This window comes from Microbulbifer thermotolerans, from assembly GCF_001617625.1.
Taxonomy (GTDB): domain Bacteria; phylum Pseudomonadota; class Gammaproteobacteria; order Pseudomonadales; family Cellvibrionaceae; genus Microbulbifer; species Microbulbifer thermotolerans.
The window spans coordinates 584,478-600,622 of the sequence record NZ_CP014864.1; the positions used below are offsets into that span (position 1 = coordinate 584,478).

Consider the following 16,145-nt stretch of genomic DNA (forward strand, 5'->3'; position numbering starts at 1 on the left):
CGGTACCGGTGATGGGCACGTCGCTGCGCTCCTTTGCCCATCCTACGCAGCAAACCGAATGGTAGGATGGGCACTGAGAAGCGCGCCCATCAAAGCTAGAAGACAGTTTCTAGGAGAAAGGCCTTGAAAGATTTGTTAAACCTGGTGAAGTCCCAGGAACACTTGGAAGAATTTGACGCTATCCGCATCGGCCTGGCGTCTCCGGACATGATCCGCTCCTGGTCCTACGGCGAAGTGAAAAAGCCGGAGACCATCAACTACCGCACCTTTAAGCCCGAGCGCGAAGGCCTCTTCTGCGCCAAAATCTTCGGTCCGGTAAAGGATTACGAGTGCCTGTGTGGCAAGTACAAGCGCATGAAGCACCGCGGCATTATCTGTGAAAAATGCGGTGTGGAAGTCACCAGAGCCAAGGTGCGCCGCGAGCGCATGGGCCACATTGAACTCGCGAGCCCGGTGGCACACATCTGGTTCCTGAAGTCTCTGCCGTCCCGCATCGGTCTGTTGTTGGATATGACCCTGCGCGATATTGAGCGGGTGCTCTATTTCGAGTCTTACGTGGTCACCGATCCGGGCATGACCAGCCTCGAGCGTGGCCAGCTGCTGAGCGATGAGCAGTATTTCGAGGCGATGGAGGAGTGGGCAGATGAGTTCGAGGCCAAAATGGGGGCCGAGGCTATCCAGGAGCTGATGCGCGACATCGACCTGCCTTCCGAAATCCAGCGCCTGCGCGAGGAGATTCCGGCCACTAACTCCGAGACCAAGATTAAGAAGCTCTCCAAGCGCCTGAAGCTCCTGGAAGCTTTCTACAAATCCGGTAACAACCCGGAGTGGATGATCATGGAAGCGCTGCCGGTGCTGCCGCCGGATCTGCGCCCACTGGTACCCCTGGACGGCGGCCGCTTTGCGACCTCTGACCTGAACGATCTGTACCGCCGCGTGATTAACCGCAACAACCGCCTCAAGCGCCTGTTGGAGTTGAACGCGCCGGATATCATCGTGCGCAACGAAAAGCGCATGCTGCAGGAAGCGGTAGACGCGCTGCTGGACAACGGCCGTCGCGGACGCGCCATCACCGGCTCCAATAAGCGCCCGCTGAAGTCCCTGGCCGACATGATCAAGGGTAAACAGGGCCGCTTCCGTCAGAACTTGCTGGGTAAACGCGTCGACTACTCTGGCCGTTCCGTAATTGTGGTGGGTCCTACCCTGCGTTTGCACCAGTGCGGCCTGCCCAAGAAAATGGCTCTGGAACTGTTCAAGCCGTTTATCTTCGGCAAGCTGGAAGCCCGCGGCCTGGCCACCACCATCAAGGCGGCCAAAAAAATGGTCGAGCGTGAAGAAGCCATTGTGTGGGATATCCTCGATGAGGTGATCCGCGAGCACCCGGTGCTGCTGAACCGCGCTCCCACCCTGCACCGGCTGGGTATCCAGGCCTTTGAGCCGGTACTGATTGAAGGTAAGGCGATTCAGCTGCACCCGCTGGTATGTGCGGCCTATAACGCGGACTTCGACGGCGACCAGATGGCGGTGCACGTGCCGCTGACGATCGAGGCGCAGTTGGAATCCCGCGCGCTGATGATGTCCACCAACAACATCCTGTCTCCGGCCAACGGTGAGCCGATTATCGTGCCGTCCCAGGACGTGGTGCTGGGCCTCTACTGGATGACCCGCGAGCGCATCAACGATAAAGGCGAGGGCATGGTCTTTGCCGATATCAAGGAAGTGAGCCGCGCCTTCTACGCCAAGCAGGTGGGCTTGCAGGCCAAAGTAAAAGTGCGCATTCGTGAAGTGGAAATTGGCGAAGACGGCGAGAAGCGCGAGAAATGCACCCTCTACGACACTACTGTCGGTCGCGCATTGCTGTGGAATATAGTGCCGGACGGCCTGGGCTTTGAGCTGGTTAACCAGCCGATGAAGAAAAAGGCTATCTCGCGCATTCTCAACGAGTGCTACCGCAAGGTGGGGCTGAAGGCGACAGTAATTTTCGCCGACCAGCTGATGTACACCGGTTTTGATTTCTCCACCAAGTCCGGTTCCTCCATCGGCGTAAACGACTTTGAAATTCCGGCGGCCAAGGCTGAACTGATCGCCGCCGCCGAAGCGGAAGTGAAGGAAATTGAAAGCCAGTTCGCCTCCGGTCTGGTGACCGCCGGTGAGAAGTACAACAAGGTGATCGACGTCTGGTCCCGCACCAACGACAAGGTGACCCAGGCGATGATGGCCGGTATCCGCAAAGAGAAAGTGGTTGACCGCACCGGTAACGAGGTGGAGCAGGACTCCTTTAACTCTGTGTACATGTACGCGGACTCCGGCGCCCGTGGTTCCGAAGCGCAAATTCGTCAGCTGGCCGGTATGCGCGGCCTGATGGCGCGCCCGGACGGCTCCATTATCGAGAACGCCATCACCGCGAACTTCCGCGAAGGCCTGTCGGTATTGCAGTACTTTATTTCCACCCACGGTGCCCGTAAGGGTCTGGCTGACACCGCCTTGAAGACCGCCAACTCCGGTTATCTGACCCGCCGCCTAGTAGACGTTGCCCAGGACGTGGTGATCACAGAGACCGATTGCGGCACCGATGATGGTCTGACCATGGCACCGGTAATCGAGGGTGGTGATGTTATCGAATCTCTCGGTGACCGGATTCTCGGCCGAGTGGTTGCCCGCGATGTGCTCAAACCGGGTAGCGATGAAATCGCCGTTCCCGCCGGCACCATGATTGACGAAAAGTGGGTAGAACGCATCGAGGCCATGGGTATCGATGAGGTTATCGTGCGTTCGCCGATCACCTGTGAAACGGCCCACGGTATCTGTGCCCAGTGCTACGGCCGCGACCTGGCCCGCGGTCACCGCGCCAACCCCGGTGAGGCGGTGGGTGTGGTTGCCGCCCAGTCGATCGGTGAGCCAGGTACCCAGCTTACGATGCGGACCTTCCACATCGGTGGTGCGGCCAGTCGCGCCTCCGCTGCGGACAGTATTCAGGTTAAGCAGCCGGGTACCGTGCGTTTGCACAATGTGAAAACCGTGAAGGCCGAAAGTGGCGCCCTGGTTGCTGTATCCCGCTCCGGTGAGCTGGCGGTAGCTGACAGCGCCGGGCGTGAGCGGGAGCGGTACAAGCTGCCCTACGGTGCCATTATCAATGTGGCAGACGGCGCGGAAGTTGAAGGTGGCCAGATGGTGGCCAAGTGGGACCCGCACACCCACCCGATCATTACCGAAGTTGCCGGTTGGGTGAAACTGTCCGGTATGGAAGAAGGTCTGTCGATTCGCAAGCAAACCGACGAAATTACCGGCCTGTCCTCCATTGAGGTGATCGATCCCGCCGAGCGCCCGGCGGCGGGTAAAGATCTGCGTCCGGCGGTAACCCTGGTGGACGAGAATGGCGAAGAAGTGACACTGGCCAACAGCAAAGCGCCGGCGCACTACGCACTGCCGCCGCGCGCCATCCTCAGCCTGAAAGACGGCGACAAGGTGAATATCGGTGATGTTATCGCCCGTATTCCTCAGGAGTCCGGTGGTACCAAAGACATCACAGGTGGTCTGCCGCGGGTGGCGGACCTGTTTGAAGCGCGTAAGCCGAAAGAGCCTGCCATTCTTGCAGAGATCTCCGGAACTGTATCTTTCGGTAAGGAGACCAAGGGCAAAGTACGCCTGCAGATCACTCCGGCGGACGGCAAGCCGCTGCCGAACGGTAAGGACCACTTCGAGGTACTGATTCCGAAGCATCGCCAGCTGACAGTGTTCGAAGGCGAAACTGTGGAAAAAGGCGAGGTGATCTCCGATGGCCCGTCCAATCCGCACGATATCCTGCGCCTGAAAGGCGTGGAGGAGTTGGCGCGCTATATCACCAACGAAATTCAGGAGGTTTACCGCCTGCAGGGTGTGAAGATCAACGATAAGCATATCGAAGTGATCGTGCGCCAGATGCTGCGCAAGGTGGAAATCCTCGAGATGGGCGACTCTGAGTTCATCAAGGGCGATCAAGTTGAGTACCAGCGCGTTATCGAGGAAAACGAGCGCCTGCGCGCGGAAGGCAAGCAGCCGGCCCAGTTCGAGCGCTTGTTGCTGGGTATCACCAAGGCTTCTCTGGCCACCGAGTCCTTCCTGTCCGCGGCTTCCTTCCAGGAGACCACGCGCGTACTGACGGAAGCGGCAGTGACCGGTAAAGAAGACCACCTGCGCGGTTTGAAGGAAAACGTTGTTGTCGGTCGTTTGATTCCGGCGGGTACCGGCTTGGCGCACCATGCCGAGCGTCGCCGCAAGCGCAGCCTGCAGCAGGAGGAAGGTTTTGGTGAGGGGCCGTCCGCCGCAGAGGTGGAGGCAGCTCTGACCGAGGCCCTCAAATCCTCCGGCGACTAACCTCGTACCCCTCTCCCTTTTTTGGGGAGAGGCTGGGGAAATGGGAAATCCGATTCCCAACAGGTGGCGGCGGAGGTTAGTAGTTACTCTGCCGCTGATTGACTAGGCGGATCGCCGCATTTAGAATGCGGCCCCCGCTTATGTGGGGTGTTCTGTCCGGCTTTGATGCCGGCGGTACACACAGTCACTGGGGCCCCCGCTCTCACGGTGGGGGCGTTTTATTTTGGAGTGATTTTTAATGGCAACGATCAACCAGTTGGTTCGTAAGCCGAGAAAACGCAAAGTCGAAAAAAGCGACGTTCCCGCTCTGCAGGCTAGCCCGCAGCGCCGTGGGGTTTGTACTCGCGTGTACACCACTACACCGAAAAAGCCGAACTCCGCACTGCGCAAGGTTTGCCGTGTGCGTCTCACCAACGGTTACGAAGTGACTTCGTACATCGGTGGCGAGGGCCACAACCTGCAGGAGCACAGCGTGGTACTGATTCGCGGCGGTCGTGTAAAAGACCTGCCGGGTGTGCGCTACCACACTGTGCGCGGTGCATTGGACTGTGCCGGTGTAAACGATCGCAAGCAGGGCCGTTCCAAGTACGGTGCCAAGCGTCCTAAAGGTTAATCCTTAAGACTGATTGCGTTTCGGTTTTCCAACCGGAGTAAGGCCGAGCTCGCCGAGGTGCACTGATGTGCGGCGGTGTCTCGGAGTAACCCTGAAGAGAGGCAATTCTCATGCCGAGAAGACGAGTAGTCGCCAAGCGCGAAGTACTGCCCGATCCCAAATACGGGAATGTTACCCTGGCCAAATTTATGAACCACGTAATGGTCAGCGGTAAGAAATCTGTTGCGGAGCGTATCGTTTACGGTGCTCTGGACATGGTTTCAGAAAAACTTAACAAAGACCCCATCGAAATTTTCGAAGAGTCCCTGGAAAATATCGCGCCGATGGTGGAGGTTAAATCCCGCCGTGTTGGTGGTGCAACTTACCAGGTGCCGGTAGAGGTGCGTCCCTCACGCCGTATGGCTCTGGCGATGCGTTGGCTGGTGGAGTTTTCCCGCAAGCGTGGCGAAAAATCTATGGCGCAGCGCCTGGCCAACGAAATTATCGACGCTTCCCAGAACAAAGGGGGCGCGGTCAAGAAGCGTGAAGACGTACACCGTATGGCGGAAGCCAACAAGGCGTTCTCTCACTACCGCTTCTAAGTCTGATGAATACCACCATCGGAAATTAATACCGGAAGGCAGCACGGAAATTTCCAGGCTGCCTTTTGCCGTTATATCGAGGATACAACTGTGGCACGTAAAACGCCTATCGACCGCTACCGTAACATCGGTATCTGCGCCCACGTAGACGCAGGTAAAACCACCACTACCGAGCGCATTCTCTTCTACACCGGCTTGTCCCATAAACTCGGTGAGGTGCACGAAGGTGCCGCCACCATGGACTGGATGGAGCAGGAGCAGGAGCGCGGTATCACCATTACTTCTGCGGCGACTACCTGCTTCTGGGCAGGCATGCAGCAGCAGTTTCCGCAGCACCGCATTAACATCATCGACACTCCGGGACACGTTGACTTCACTATCGAAGTAGAGCGTTCCCTGCGCGTATTGGATGGTGCCGTGGTTGTGCTGTGTGGCTCATCCGGTGTGCAGCCGCAAACCGAAACTGTATGGCGTCAGGCCAATAAATACGAAGTTCCGCGCATGGTGTTCGTAAACAAGATGGACCGCACCGGCGCCAACTTCCGCAAGGTTGTCGAGCAGCTGAAAACCCGCCTGGGTGCCAACCCGGTTCCGCTGCAAATGACCATCGGTGCCGAGGATGAATTCAAGGGCGTGGTTGACCTGGTCAAGATGAAGTCCATCATCTGGAACGAGGCAGACCAGGGAATGAGCTTCACCTATGAAGATATTCCCGCGGATCTGGCGGATGAGTGCGCCGAAATGCGCGAATTCCTGGTGGAGGCCGCCGCTGAATCCAGTGAAGAGCTGATGGAAAAATACCTGGAAGAGGGAGACCTCTCCGAGGAAGAGATCAAGGCCGCTATTCGTCAGCGCACACTCGCCAACGAAATCGTACCGGTTTTGGGTGGTTCAGCCTTCAAGAACAAAGGTGTTCAAGCGGTACTGGACGCCGTTATCGAATACCTGCCTGCGCCGACTGAGGTTAAAGCCATCGAAGGTACCCTGGATGATGGTGAAACCGTGGAAAGCCGCGTGTCCGACGACGATGCGCCTTTCGCCGCGCTGGCATTCAAAATTGCCACCGACCCCTTCGTCGGCACCCTGACCTTTTTCCGCGTTTACTCCGGAACGCTGGAAAGCGGTACATCGGTGTATAACTCTGTGAAGCAAAAACGCGAGCGCGTCGGCCGTATGGTGCAGATGCACTCCAACAACCGTCAGGAAATCAAAGAAGTACTGGCCGGTGATATCGCAGCCGCGATCGGGCTGAAAGACGTCACCACTGGCGACACCCTGTGCGACGAAAACCACAAAATCGTTCTCGAGCGCATGGAGTTCCCGGAGCCTGTAATCTCTGTTGCGGTAGAGCCGAAATCAAAAGCGGATCAGGAGAAAATGGGTATTGCGCTGGGCAAGCTCGCGCAGGAAGACCCCTCTTTCCGCGTCAAGACCGACGAAGAGACCGGCCAGACCATTATCTCCGGTATGGGTGAGCTGCACCTGGACATCATCGTTGACCGTATGCGTCGCGAGTTCAATGTGGAAGCCAATATCGGTAAGCCGCAAGTGGCTTATCGCGAGCGCATCACCAATACCTGTGAGATCGAAGGCAAGTTCGTACGTCAGTCCGGTGGTCGCGGTCAGTACGGCCACGTGTGGATTCGCTTCGAGCCTAGCGAAGAAGAAGGTGCGGACGGCCTGGAGTTCCACAACGAAATCGTGGGTGGTGTAGTACCGAAGGAATACATCCCCGCGGTGCAGAAGGGCGTTGAAGAGCAAATGCAGAACGGTGTGCTTGCAGGCTACCCGCTGCTGGGCTTGAAGGCGACCATCTACGACGGCTCTTACCACGATGTGGACTCCAGCGAAATGGCGTTTAAAATCGCTGCTTCCATGGCGACCAAGCAGTTGGCCGAAAAGGGCGGTGCCGTGCTGCTCGAGCCGGTGATGAAAGTCGAAGTGGTTACACCGGAAGAAAACATGGGTGACGTGGTTGGCGACCTCAACCGTCGTCGCGGCTTGATCCAGGGTATGGATGAGAGCCCCTCCGGCAAGGTGGTCAACGCTGAAGTGCCGCTGGCGGAAATGTTCGGTTACGCAACCGATCTGCGCTCAGCTACCCAGGGACGCGCCACCTACACCATGGAGTTCCTGAAGTACGCGGAAGCGCCGAAAAACGTCGCCGATGAAATCATCGCGAAAAACAAGGCTTAATCTCCCAACTTCTTTTAGCTAGAGGACATAGAAAATGGCAAAAGAAAAGTTTGAACGTTCCAAGCCCCACGTAAACGTGGGCACCATCGGTCACGTTGACCACGGTAAAACCACCCTGACCGCGGCGCTGACCCGCGTGTGCTCTGAAGTGTGGGGCGGCCAGGCGGTAGCCTTCGACGGTATCGATAACGCACCGGAAGAGCGCGAGCGCGGTATCACCATTGCCACCTCTCACGTGGAATACGAGTCCCCGACCCGTCACTACGCCCACGTTGACTGCCCGGGACACGCCGACTACGTGAAAAACATGATTACCGGTGCTGCGCAGATGGACGGCGCCATCCTGGTTTGCTCTGCAGCTGATGGCCCCATGCCGCAGACTCGTGAGCACATCCTGCTGTCCCGTCAGGTAGGTGTACCCTACATCGTGGTATTCCTGAACAAAGCCGACATGGTCGACGACGAAGAGCTGCTGGAACTGGTGGAAATGGAAGTTCGCGAGCTTCTGGACCAGTACGAGTTCCCGGGAGACGACACTCCGATCATCGTTGGTTCCGCTCTGATGGCGTTGAACGGCGAAGACGACAACGGCCTGGGCACCAGCGCTGTGAAGAAACTGGTGGAAACTCTGGACGAATACATTCCGGAGCCGGAGCGCGCTGTTGATCAACCGTTCCTGATGCCGATCGAAGACGTGTTCTCCATCTCTGGCCGCGGTACCGTGGTAACTGGTCGTGTAGAGCGCGGTGTTCTGAAAACTGGCGACGAAATCGAAATCGTCGGTATCCGCGAAACCACTTCCACCACCTGTACTGGTGTTGAAATGTTCCGCAAGCTGCTGGACGAAGGTCGTGCTGGTGAGAACATTGGCGCCCTGCTGCGCGGCACCAAGCGTGACGAGGTAGAGCGTGGTCAAGTACTGGCCAAGCCGGGCTCCATCACTCCGCACACCAAATTCCAAGCGGAAGTGTACGTGCTGTCCAAAGACGAAGGTGGTCGTCACACTCCCTTCTTCAAAGGCTACCGTCCGCAGTTCTACTTCCGTACCACAGACGTAACTGGTGCGGTAGAGCTGCCGGAAGGCACCGAGATGGTAATGCCGGGTGACAACGTTCAAATGACCGTTACCCTGATCGCGCCGATTGCGATGGAAGAAGGTCTGCGCTTCGCGATCCGCGAAGGTGGCCGTACCGTTGGTGCCGGCGTTGTATCCAAGATCATCGAGTAATTTCTCGCTTTTGATCTGAATAAAAAGCCGCAGCGGAAACGCTGCGGCTTTTTTGTTGCTTTTTCGATGCGCTCGCTAGGACTAAGGTGCTAGGGCCAGTCTTTACTCAGATCACAACTGCGGCAGTCGGAGAACAATCTGGCAAAGTGTGCTCCATCCATTTCGACCAATTCCTCGTGGTCACCGGCTTCAAAGTAGACGGTGTCGCAGTGACGCAGGCTGCTGTCGAGCAGTGTAGTGATGCCGTATGCCTGTCCCAGCGGCGGTAGTGCGCCCAATTCACAGTCCGGGAAAGCGCGCCCAAGCTCTGCTTCCGGTACCATCTCCAGGTGTGGGCGACCAGTTTCCTCGTGGAGGGCGCGCATATCGAGGCTGCTGCTCGCGGGAATCACGGCCAATACGTGACCTTGTTCGTCCTTGAGTAATATGGCCTTGGCTACCTGTTCTTCCCTTACGTGTGCGGCGTGTGCGCTTTCGCGGCTAGTGCGGCTGTGGGGATGTTGGATTAGTTGATAGTCGACTAATTGGTCGCGTAGAAACTGACTGACTTTGGCTGCTATGGTCATAACACTGGCCCTCGCTCCGCTACTGCTGTCTGTGCCCAATAAAGTGTAGTTTGGCGTCGTCCGCATTCCGTAATCACAAAAACCGGCACGCCTGTTGACAGCTCTCTGATCCACCCGTACAATCCGCGCTCCTTTTCGCCCGCCCTCGGGGCTGCGTAAAAGGACGTTCTTTAGTTTTAACGTTGGAGTTTGATTCCATGCAGGGTCAACGCATCCGAATTCGCCTGAAAGCGTTCGATCACAAGCTGATCGATGCGTCTACCCAGGAGATTGTCGAGACGGCCAAGCGTACCGGTGCTCAGGTCCGCGGTCCCATTCCGCTGCCGACTCGCAAAGAAAAGTACACTGTGCTGATTTCTCCGCACGTCAACAAAGATGCGCGTGATCAGTACGAAATTCGTACCCACAAGCGTTTGCTGGACATTGTTGAGCCGACCGAGAAAACCGTCGACGCGCTGATGAAGCTCGATTTGGCGGCTGGTGTAGAGGTTCAGATCAGTCTCGGCTGACTTTTTATAACTAACCACCGAATCCCGAGCGAAAAAGGTTCGGGTAGTGTAACGCTCTGAAACTGGGCGGCCGCAGTGGGTTAAAGCCCCGTGCACTGAGAGGTTGAAAAGATGACTATAGGTATTGTCGGCCGCAAAAGCGGCATGACTCGCATCTTCACTGAGGATGGCGTTTCGATTCCGGTTACCGTGATTGAGGTAACTCCGAATCGCGTCACTCAAGTGAAAACCGTGGAAACTGATGGCTATGCTGCTGTTCAGGTGGCAGTTGGTAGTCGCAAGGCTTCCCGTGTCTCCAAGCCCCAGGCGGGCCACTTCGCCAAAGCCAATGTAGAGGCTGGCGCTGCACTCTTCGAGCTGCGTATTGATGGTTCTGAAGAGTCCTTCGAAATCGGTTCCGAGATCACACTCTCCGGCTTTGAAGCTGGTCAGAAAATTGACGTGACCGGCACTTCCAAAGGTAAAGGTTTTCAGGGCGCCGTTAAGCGCTGGAATTTCCGTACCCAAGACGCAAGCCACGGCAACTCTCTGTCACACCGTGCTCCCGGCTCTATCGGTCAGTGTCAGACCCCGGGTCGTGTGTGGAAAGGTAAGAAGATGGCTGGCCATCTGGGTAACGAGCGCGTCACCGTGCAGAATCTGGAAGTGGTTCGCGTTGATGCGGAGCGCAACCTGCTGCTGGTTAAAGGTGCTGTCCCTGGTGCGCCGGGTGGCAATGTTATTGTTCGTCCGGCAGTAAAAGCCTAAGTCTGAGGGGAATTAGATATGGAACTGAATATCGCTACTCCCGAAGGCGCTAAAGGCACTGTAGCTGTCTCTGAAGTGACTTTCGGGCGTGAGTTTAATCAGGATCTGGTGCACCAGGCGGTGGTGGCTTTCATGGCCGGTGCTCGTCAGGGCACTAAGGCGCAAAAGAATCGCTCCAGTGTGTCTGGTGGCGGCAAGAAGCCCTGGCGCCAAAAAGGTACTGGTCGCGCCCGTGCCGGTACTATCCGCAGTCCGCTGTGGCGTTCCGGTGGTGTGACCTTTGCCGCCGAGCCGCGCGATCACAGCGTTAAGCTGAACAAAAAGATGTACCGCGCGGCACTGCGCTGCATTCTGTCCGAGCTGGCCCGCCAGGAGCGCCTGGTTGTGGTTGAATCTTTTGATGTGGACGCGCCTAAAACCAAACAGCTGGTGGCGAAACTCGCTCAGTTCGATCTGTCCGACGCTTTGATCGTGACTGAAGAAGTGAGTGAAAACCTCTACCTGGCTGCGCGCAATCTGCACAAGATCGACGTTCGCGATGTGCAGGGCATCGATCCGGTAAGCCTGATTCGCTTTGATAAAGTCGTGGTTACCGTTTCTGCGCTGAAGAAAATTGAAGAGGTGCTGGGATGAACCAAGAGCGACTCTACAAAGTATTGCTGGGCCCGGTAATTTCCGAAAAGGCTGCTGTATTGGCGGATGCCGCCAACCAGGTGGTTTTCAAGGTGAGCACCGATTCCACCAAAGCCGAGATCAAGGCCGCGGTAGAAAAACTGTTCAATGTTTCCGTTGAGCAGATTCGCACCGTGAACGTTAAGGGCAAAACCAAGCGTACCCGCTACGGCATCGGTCGTCGCAACGATTGGAAGAAAGCCTACGTTCGTCTGGCCGAAGGCAGCGACATCAACTTTGAAGCTGCTGAGTAAGGGGGACAGTTAGATGGCAATTGTAAAAGCAAAGCCGACCTCTGCCGGCCGTCGTCACCTGGTCAAGGTAGTCAATGCGGAGCTGCACAAAGGTGCGCCTTATGCACCTCTGGTAGAGAGCAAGAGTAAAACTGGCGGGCGCAATAACGCCGGTCGTATTACCACTCGTCATATCGGCGGTGGGCACAAGCACCACTACCGTGTTATCGATTTCAAGCGCAACAAGGACGGGGTTCCGGCCAAAGTTGAGCGCCTGGAATACGATCCGAACCGCAGTGCGCACATCGCCCTCATCTGCTACGCAGATGGTGAGCGCCGCTACATTATTGCGCCGAAAGGTTTGAAAGCTGGCGCTACCGTGCAGTCAGGTGACGCCGCGCCAATTTCTGTAGGCAACACCTTGCCGCTGCGCAACATTCCGGTTGGTTCTGTGATTCACGCTGTTGAGCTGAAGCCGGGTAAGGGCGCTCAGTTGGCCCGTTCCGCCGGGGCTTCCGTGCAGCTGGTTGCGCGTGAAGGTCAGTACGCGACCATCCGTCTGCGCTCTGGTGAGATGCGTAAAGTGTTGGCCGAGTGTCGGGCGACATTGGGTGAAGTGAGCAACTCCGAGCACAGCTTGCGCAAGTTGGGTAAAGCCGGTGCCAAACGTTGGCGCGGTGTTCGTCCTACCGTGCGCGGTGTGGCGATGAACCCGGTGGATCACCCGCACGGTGGTGGTGAAGGCCGCACTTCCGGTGGTCGCCATCCTGTGACCCCGTGGGGTGTTCCCACCAAGGGCAAGAAAACGCGCAAGAACAAGCGCACCGATAAGATGATTGTACGTCGCCGCGGCAAGTAAGCCGCGCGATGTCTGAGCAGCTAGAGAGGAATCGACAGTGCCACGCTCATTAAAGAAAGGTCCCTTCATTGATCTGCATTTGATCAAGAAGGTGGAGGCGGCGATTGAGTCCAATGATCGTCGACCGATTAAAACCTGGTCCCGCCGTTCCATGATTATGCCGGAAATGGTTGGGCTAACGATTGCCGTGCACAACGGTCGTCAACACGTCCCGGTACTGATCAACGAAGAAATGGTTGGTCACAAGCTGGGTGAGTTCGCCGCTACCCGCACTTACCGCGGTCACGCTGCGGACAAAAAAGCGAAGAAGCGCTAAGCCGAGGTTAGTGAGATGGAAGTAGCAGCAAAATTACGCGGTGCTCGTCTGTCCGCACAGAAAGCGCGCCTGGTTGCCGACCAGATTCGCGGTAAAGGAGTCGAAGAGGCCCTGGATATTCTGGCGTTCAGCAACAAAAAGGGCGCGGCGATTGTCAAGAAAGTATTGGAATCGGCCATTGCCAACGCCGAGCACAATGAAGGTGCTGACGTTGATGAGCTGAAGGTGTCCACGATCTTTGTGGATGAAGGTATGACCATGAAGCGCATCAAGCCGCGCGCAAAAGGCCGTGCCGACCGTATTCTTAAGCGTACTTGTCACATCACTGTGAAAGTGGCCGAGAAATAAGAGAGCAGGCGAGAAAACCATGGGACAAAAAGTACATCCTACCGGCATTCGTCTGGGTATCGTTAAAAAGCATACCTCTGTCTGGTATGCCGGCAGTGACGAGTACGCAGACAAGCTGTACACGGATCTGAAAGTTCGCGAATACATTCGCAAAAAGCTGGCCCACGCTTCTGTGAGCCGTATCGAGATCGAGCGTCCGGCGAACACCGCACGTGTGACAATTCACACAGCACGCCCGGGTATTGTGATCGGTAAAAAAGGTGAAGACGTGGAGCGTCTGCGCAACGAAGTAAGCGCGCAGATGGGGGTTCCGGTTCACATCGACATCGAAGAAGTGCGCAAGCCAGACCTGGACGCAGCTCTGGTTGCCCAGAATGTCGCCCAACAGCTGGAGCGCCGTGTAATGTTCCGTCGTGCTATGAAGCGCGCGGTACAAAACGCCATGCGCCAAGGTGCCGAAGGTATCAAAATTCAGGTAAGTGGCCGTCTCGGTGGTGCGGAAATTGCCCGTACTGAGTGGTATCGCGAAGGCCGTGTGCCGCTGCACACCCTGCGTGCAAACATCGACTACGCCACTGCCGAAGCGATGACTACCTACGGCATCATCGGTATTAAGGTTTGGATCTTCAAAGGTGAAGTTATCGGCGATGAAATTCCCGATGAAAAGCCGGCGAAGACCCGTAAGAAAGCTTCTAAATAAGGGGTACGCAGATGCTGCAACCGAAGCGTACAAAATTCCGCAAGGTTCAGAAAGGTCGCAATCGCGGTCTTTCTCAGCGCGGCTCCAAAGTGAGCTTTGGTGAGTTTGGGCTCAAGGCTGTCGACCGCGGTCGTATTACTGCGCGTCAGATTGAGGCGGCTCGCCGCGCAATGACCCGTCACGTCAAACGTGGCGGAAAAATCTGGATTCGCGTGTTTCCGGACAAGCCCATTACCGAGAAGCCCCTCGAAGTGCGTATGGGTAAAGGTAAAGGTGGCGTTGAGTATTGGGTGGCTCAGATCCAGCCGGGCAAGGTTCTCTATGAAATGGAGGGTGTGTCCGAAGAGCTGGCTCGCGAAGCTTTCGCTCTGGCCGCGGCCAAGCTGCCTATTAAGACAACTTTCGTTAAGCGTTCGGTGATGTAATGAAGACTGCAGATCTACGCGAAAAGTCAGTTGAAGAGCTGAACCAGGAACTGTTGAACCAGCTCGAGGCTCAGTTCAAGCTTCGCATGCAAAAGTCCACCGGCCAGCTGACACAGACTCATCTGCTGAAGCAGACTCGTCGCGACATTGCTCGCATTAAGACTGTGTTGACCCAAAAGGCAGCACAAGAGAGGGCAGGTAACTAATCATGGCAGAAGCAAAATTAAAGCGTACTCTGACCGGTAAGGTTGTGAGTGACAAGATGGATAAAACCATCACCGTTTTGATCGAGCGCCGTGTTAAGCACCCGATCTACGGCAAAATTGTGAGCAAGTCCACAAAGCTTAAGGCGCACGACGAGAACAATGAGTGCAACATCGGTGATGTTGTAACCATCGAAGAGTCCCGTCCGCTGTCCAAGACCAAGTCCTGGGCCTTGCAGAAGATTGTAGAGCGTGCGGCGAAGGTTTAACCCCTAGCGCATTGACTGCCGAATTTTAAAGTTTCGGAGAGAGACAATGATTCAAGCGGAATCCTACTTAGAAGTAGCTGACAACAGTGGGGCTCGCCGCGTCATGTGCATCAAGGTGCTGGGCGGCTCCCATCGTCGTTATGCAGGCGTGGGTGATATCATCAAGGTTACCGTAAAGGAAGCCATTCCCCGCGGTAAAGTGAAGAAAGGTCAGGTAATGAACGCTGTTGTAGTTCGCACCAAAAAAGGCGTGCGTCGCGCAGATGGTTCACTGATCAAGTTTGACGACAATGCAGCGGTGCTGCTGAACCAGCAACTTGCTCCGGTCGGCACCCGTATTTTTGGCCCGGTAACTCGCGAGCTGCGCGGTGAGAAGTTCATGAAGATCATCTCGCTGGCACCAGAAGTTATCTAAGCCCAAAGCGGAGAGACAGAGTTATGCGCAAGATCAAGCGTGACGACGAAGTGATCGTTATCGCCGGTCGCGACAAAGGCAAGCGCGGTACCGTTCGCAAAGTACTGCGGGATGGCCGTCTGATTGTTGCTGGCGTGCAGATGATCAAAAAACATCAGAAGCCCAATCCCCAGCTGGGTATTGCCGGAGGTATAGTGGAAAAGGAAGCACCGATTGATGCTTCCAACGTGGCTATCTTCAATCCCAATACCCAAAAAGCTGATCGGGTAGGCTTTAAAGTACTGGAAGACGGCTCTAAGATTCGCGTCTTCAAATCCAGCGGTGAAGCCATCTAAGGCTTTAGGCGCAGAAGCAGGTTAGTAGATCATGGCAAAGCTTAAAGAGCTCTACACGAAAGAACTCGCGCCCAAGCTGAAAGAAGAGCTGGGGCTCGACAATGTGATGGCAGTGCCGCGCATCACCAAGATCACCATCAATATGGGTGTTGGTGAAGCTGTTGGTGATAAGAAAGTGCTGGAGCACGCCGTCAATGATATGACGGCTATTGCCGGCCAGAAGCCCATTATCACCAAGGCGCGCAAATCTATCGCGGGCTTTAAAATCCGCGACGGTTGGCCGATCGGCTGTAAGGTAACTCTGCGCGGAGAGCGCATGTATGAGTTCCTGGAGCGCCTGATTGATATCGCCATTCCGCGTATCCGCGACTTCCGGGGAATCAGCCCGAAGCAGTTTGACGGTCGCGGTAATTTTTCCATGGGCGTTAGCGAACAAATCATCTTCCCGGAAATTGACTACGACAAAGTGGACAAACTCCGTGGACTGGATATTTGTATTACCACGACAGCGGCTAATGACGACCACGGTCGCGCGCTGCTGAAAGCATTTAATTTCCCCTTCAAGGGTTAAGAGGAT

At 56.1% G+C, this 16,145-nt stretch carries 20 protein-coding genes; 19 read left to right on the forward strand and 1 reads right to left on the reverse strand.

Annotation, left to right across the window (positions count from 1 at the left end; translation table 11 throughout):
• The first annotated feature begins 123 nt into the window (after positions 1-123).
• The 5 genes from rpoC to tuf all read left to right on the forward strand — a co-directional run bounded on the left by rpoC (position 124) and on the right by tuf (position 8,971).
• Positions 124-4,353: a DNA-directed RNA polymerase subunit beta' gene (gene rpoC / locus A3224_RS02415; protein ID WP_067150987.1), complete on the forward strand. Its 4,230-nt coding sequence runs from the start codon at positions 124-126 to the stop codon at positions 4,351-4,353.
• A 238-nt stretch (positions 4,354-4,591) separates the two neighbouring features.
• Positions 4,592-4,966, forward strand: a complete 375-nt coding sequence (rpsL, locus tag A3224_RS02420; RefSeq protein ID WP_067150990.1) for a 30S ribosomal protein S12 — start codon at positions 4,592-4,594, stop codon at positions 4,964-4,966.
• Positions 4,967-5,076: 110 nt separating this feature from the next.
• Complete coding sequence (rpsG, locus tag A3224_RS02425) at positions 5,077-5,547, forward strand: 30S ribosomal protein S7 (RefSeq protein WP_067150994.1); 471 nt, start codon at positions 5,077-5,079, stop codon at positions 5,545-5,547.
• A gap of 90 nt (positions 5,548-5,637) precedes the next feature.
• Positions 5,638-7,743 (forward strand): elongation factor G, encoded by a 2,106-nt coding sequence (gene fusA / locus A3224_RS02430; protein ID WP_067150997.1) that lies wholly within the window; start codon positions 5,638-5,640, stop codon positions 7,741-7,743.
• Between the two features lie 34 nt (positions 7,744-7,777).
• Positions 7,778-8,971, forward strand: a complete 1,194-nt coding sequence (tuf, locus tag A3224_RS02435; protein ID WP_067150963.1) for an elongation factor Tu — start codon at positions 7,778-7,780, stop codon at positions 8,969-8,971.
• Between the two features lie 89 nt (positions 8,972-9,060).
• Here the strand turns inward: tuf and A3224_RS02440 are convergent, their stop codons facing one another.
• Positions 9,061-9,537 (reverse strand): aminoacyl-tRNA deacylase, encoded by a 477-nt coding sequence (locus A3224_RS02440; protein WP_067151000.1) that lies wholly within the window; start codon positions 9,535-9,537, stop codon positions 9,061-9,063.
• Between the two features lie 197 nt (positions 9,538-9,734).
• Here A3224_RS02440 and rpsJ point away from each other — a divergent pair, with 197 nt between their 5' ends.
• From rpsJ to rplE, 14 genes are all read left to right on the forward strand, one after another.
• Positions 9,735-10,046, forward strand: a complete 312-nt coding sequence (gene rpsJ / locus A3224_RS02445) for a 30S ribosomal protein S10 (RefSeq protein ID WP_010133849.1) — start codon at positions 9,735-9,737, stop codon at positions 10,044-10,046.
• 111 nt (positions 10,047-10,157) lie between these two features.
• On the forward strand, positions 10,158-10,793 hold the full coding sequence (rplC, locus tag A3224_RS02450; protein WP_067151003.1) for a 50S ribosomal protein L3: 636 nt from the start codon (positions 10,158-10,160) through the stop codon (positions 10,791-10,793).
• Between the two features lie 18 nt (positions 10,794-10,811).
• Entirely contained in the window at positions 10,812-11,426 is a 615-nt protein-coding gene (rplD, locus tag A3224_RS02455; RefSeq protein ID WP_067151006.1) for a 50S ribosomal protein L4, read from the forward strand.
• The gene (gene rplW, locus A3224_RS02460; protein WP_067151009.1) at positions 11,423-11,719 is read left to right on the forward strand and encodes a 50S ribosomal protein L23; all 297 of its coding nucleotides are present in this window, start codon (positions 11,423-11,425) and stop codon (positions 11,717-11,719) included. The genes rplD and rplW overlap by 4 nt, the downstream gene beginning before the upstream one ends.
• A gap of 13 nt (positions 11,720-11,732) precedes the next feature.
• Complete coding sequence (gene rplB, locus A3224_RS02465; RefSeq protein WP_067151012.1) at positions 11,733-12,557, forward strand: 50S ribosomal protein L2; 825 nt, start codon at positions 11,733-11,735, stop codon at positions 12,555-12,557.
• A 37-nt stretch (positions 12,558-12,594) separates the two neighbouring features.
• Entirely contained in the window at positions 12,595-12,873 is a 279-nt protein-coding gene (gene rpsS, locus A3224_RS02470) for a 30S ribosomal protein S19 (protein WP_067151015.1), read from the forward strand.
• A 15-nt stretch (positions 12,874-12,888) separates the two neighbouring features.
• Complete coding sequence (gene rplV / locus A3224_RS02475; protein WP_067151018.1) at positions 12,889-13,221, forward strand: 50S ribosomal protein L22; 333 nt, start codon at positions 12,889-12,891, stop codon at positions 13,219-13,221.
• A gap of 19 nt (positions 13,222-13,240) precedes the next feature.
• Entirely contained in the window at positions 13,241-13,921 is a 681-nt protein-coding gene (gene rpsC / locus A3224_RS02480) for a 30S ribosomal protein S3 (RefSeq protein WP_067151021.1), read from the forward strand.
• An 11-nt stretch (positions 13,922-13,932) separates the two neighbouring features.
• Positions 13,933-14,346, forward strand: coding sequence for a 50S ribosomal protein L16 (rplP, locus tag A3224_RS02485; protein WP_067151024.1), 414 nt, complete (start codon positions 13,933-13,935; stop codon positions 14,344-14,346).
• Entirely contained in the window at positions 14,346-14,552 is a 207-nt protein-coding gene (gene rpmC, locus A3224_RS02490) for a 50S ribosomal protein L29 (RefSeq protein ID WP_067151026.1), read from the forward strand. Before rplP ends, rpmC begins: the two co-directional genes overlap by 1 nt.
• A gap of 2 nt (positions 14,553-14,554) precedes the next feature.
• Positions 14,555-14,818: a 30S ribosomal protein S17 gene (rpsQ, locus tag A3224_RS02495; RefSeq protein WP_067151029.1), complete on the forward strand. Its 264-nt coding sequence runs from the start codon at positions 14,555-14,557 to the stop codon at positions 14,816-14,818.
• Positions 14,819-14,864: 46 nt separating this feature from the next.
• Positions 14,865-15,233 carry a 50S ribosomal protein L14 gene (gene rplN, locus A3224_RS02500; protein ID WP_067151032.1) on the forward strand — a complete coding sequence of 123 codons (369 nt, stop codon included), beginning with the start codon at positions 14,865-14,867 and terminating at the stop codon, positions 15,231-15,233.
• 23 nt (positions 15,234-15,256) lie between these two features.
• Positions 15,257-15,568 carry a 50S ribosomal protein L24 gene (rplX, locus tag A3224_RS02505; protein WP_067151035.1) on the forward strand — a complete coding sequence of 104 codons (312 nt, stop codon included), beginning with the start codon at positions 15,257-15,259 and terminating at the stop codon, positions 15,566-15,568.
• Positions 15,569-15,599: 31 nt separating this feature from the next.
• A complete protein-coding gene (rplE, locus tag A3224_RS02510; RefSeq protein WP_067151038.1) occupies positions 15,600-16,139 on the forward strand; it encodes a 50S ribosomal protein L5 in 540 nt (179 codons plus the stop codon).
• The last annotated feature ends 6 nt before the right edge of the window (positions 16,140-16,145 follow it).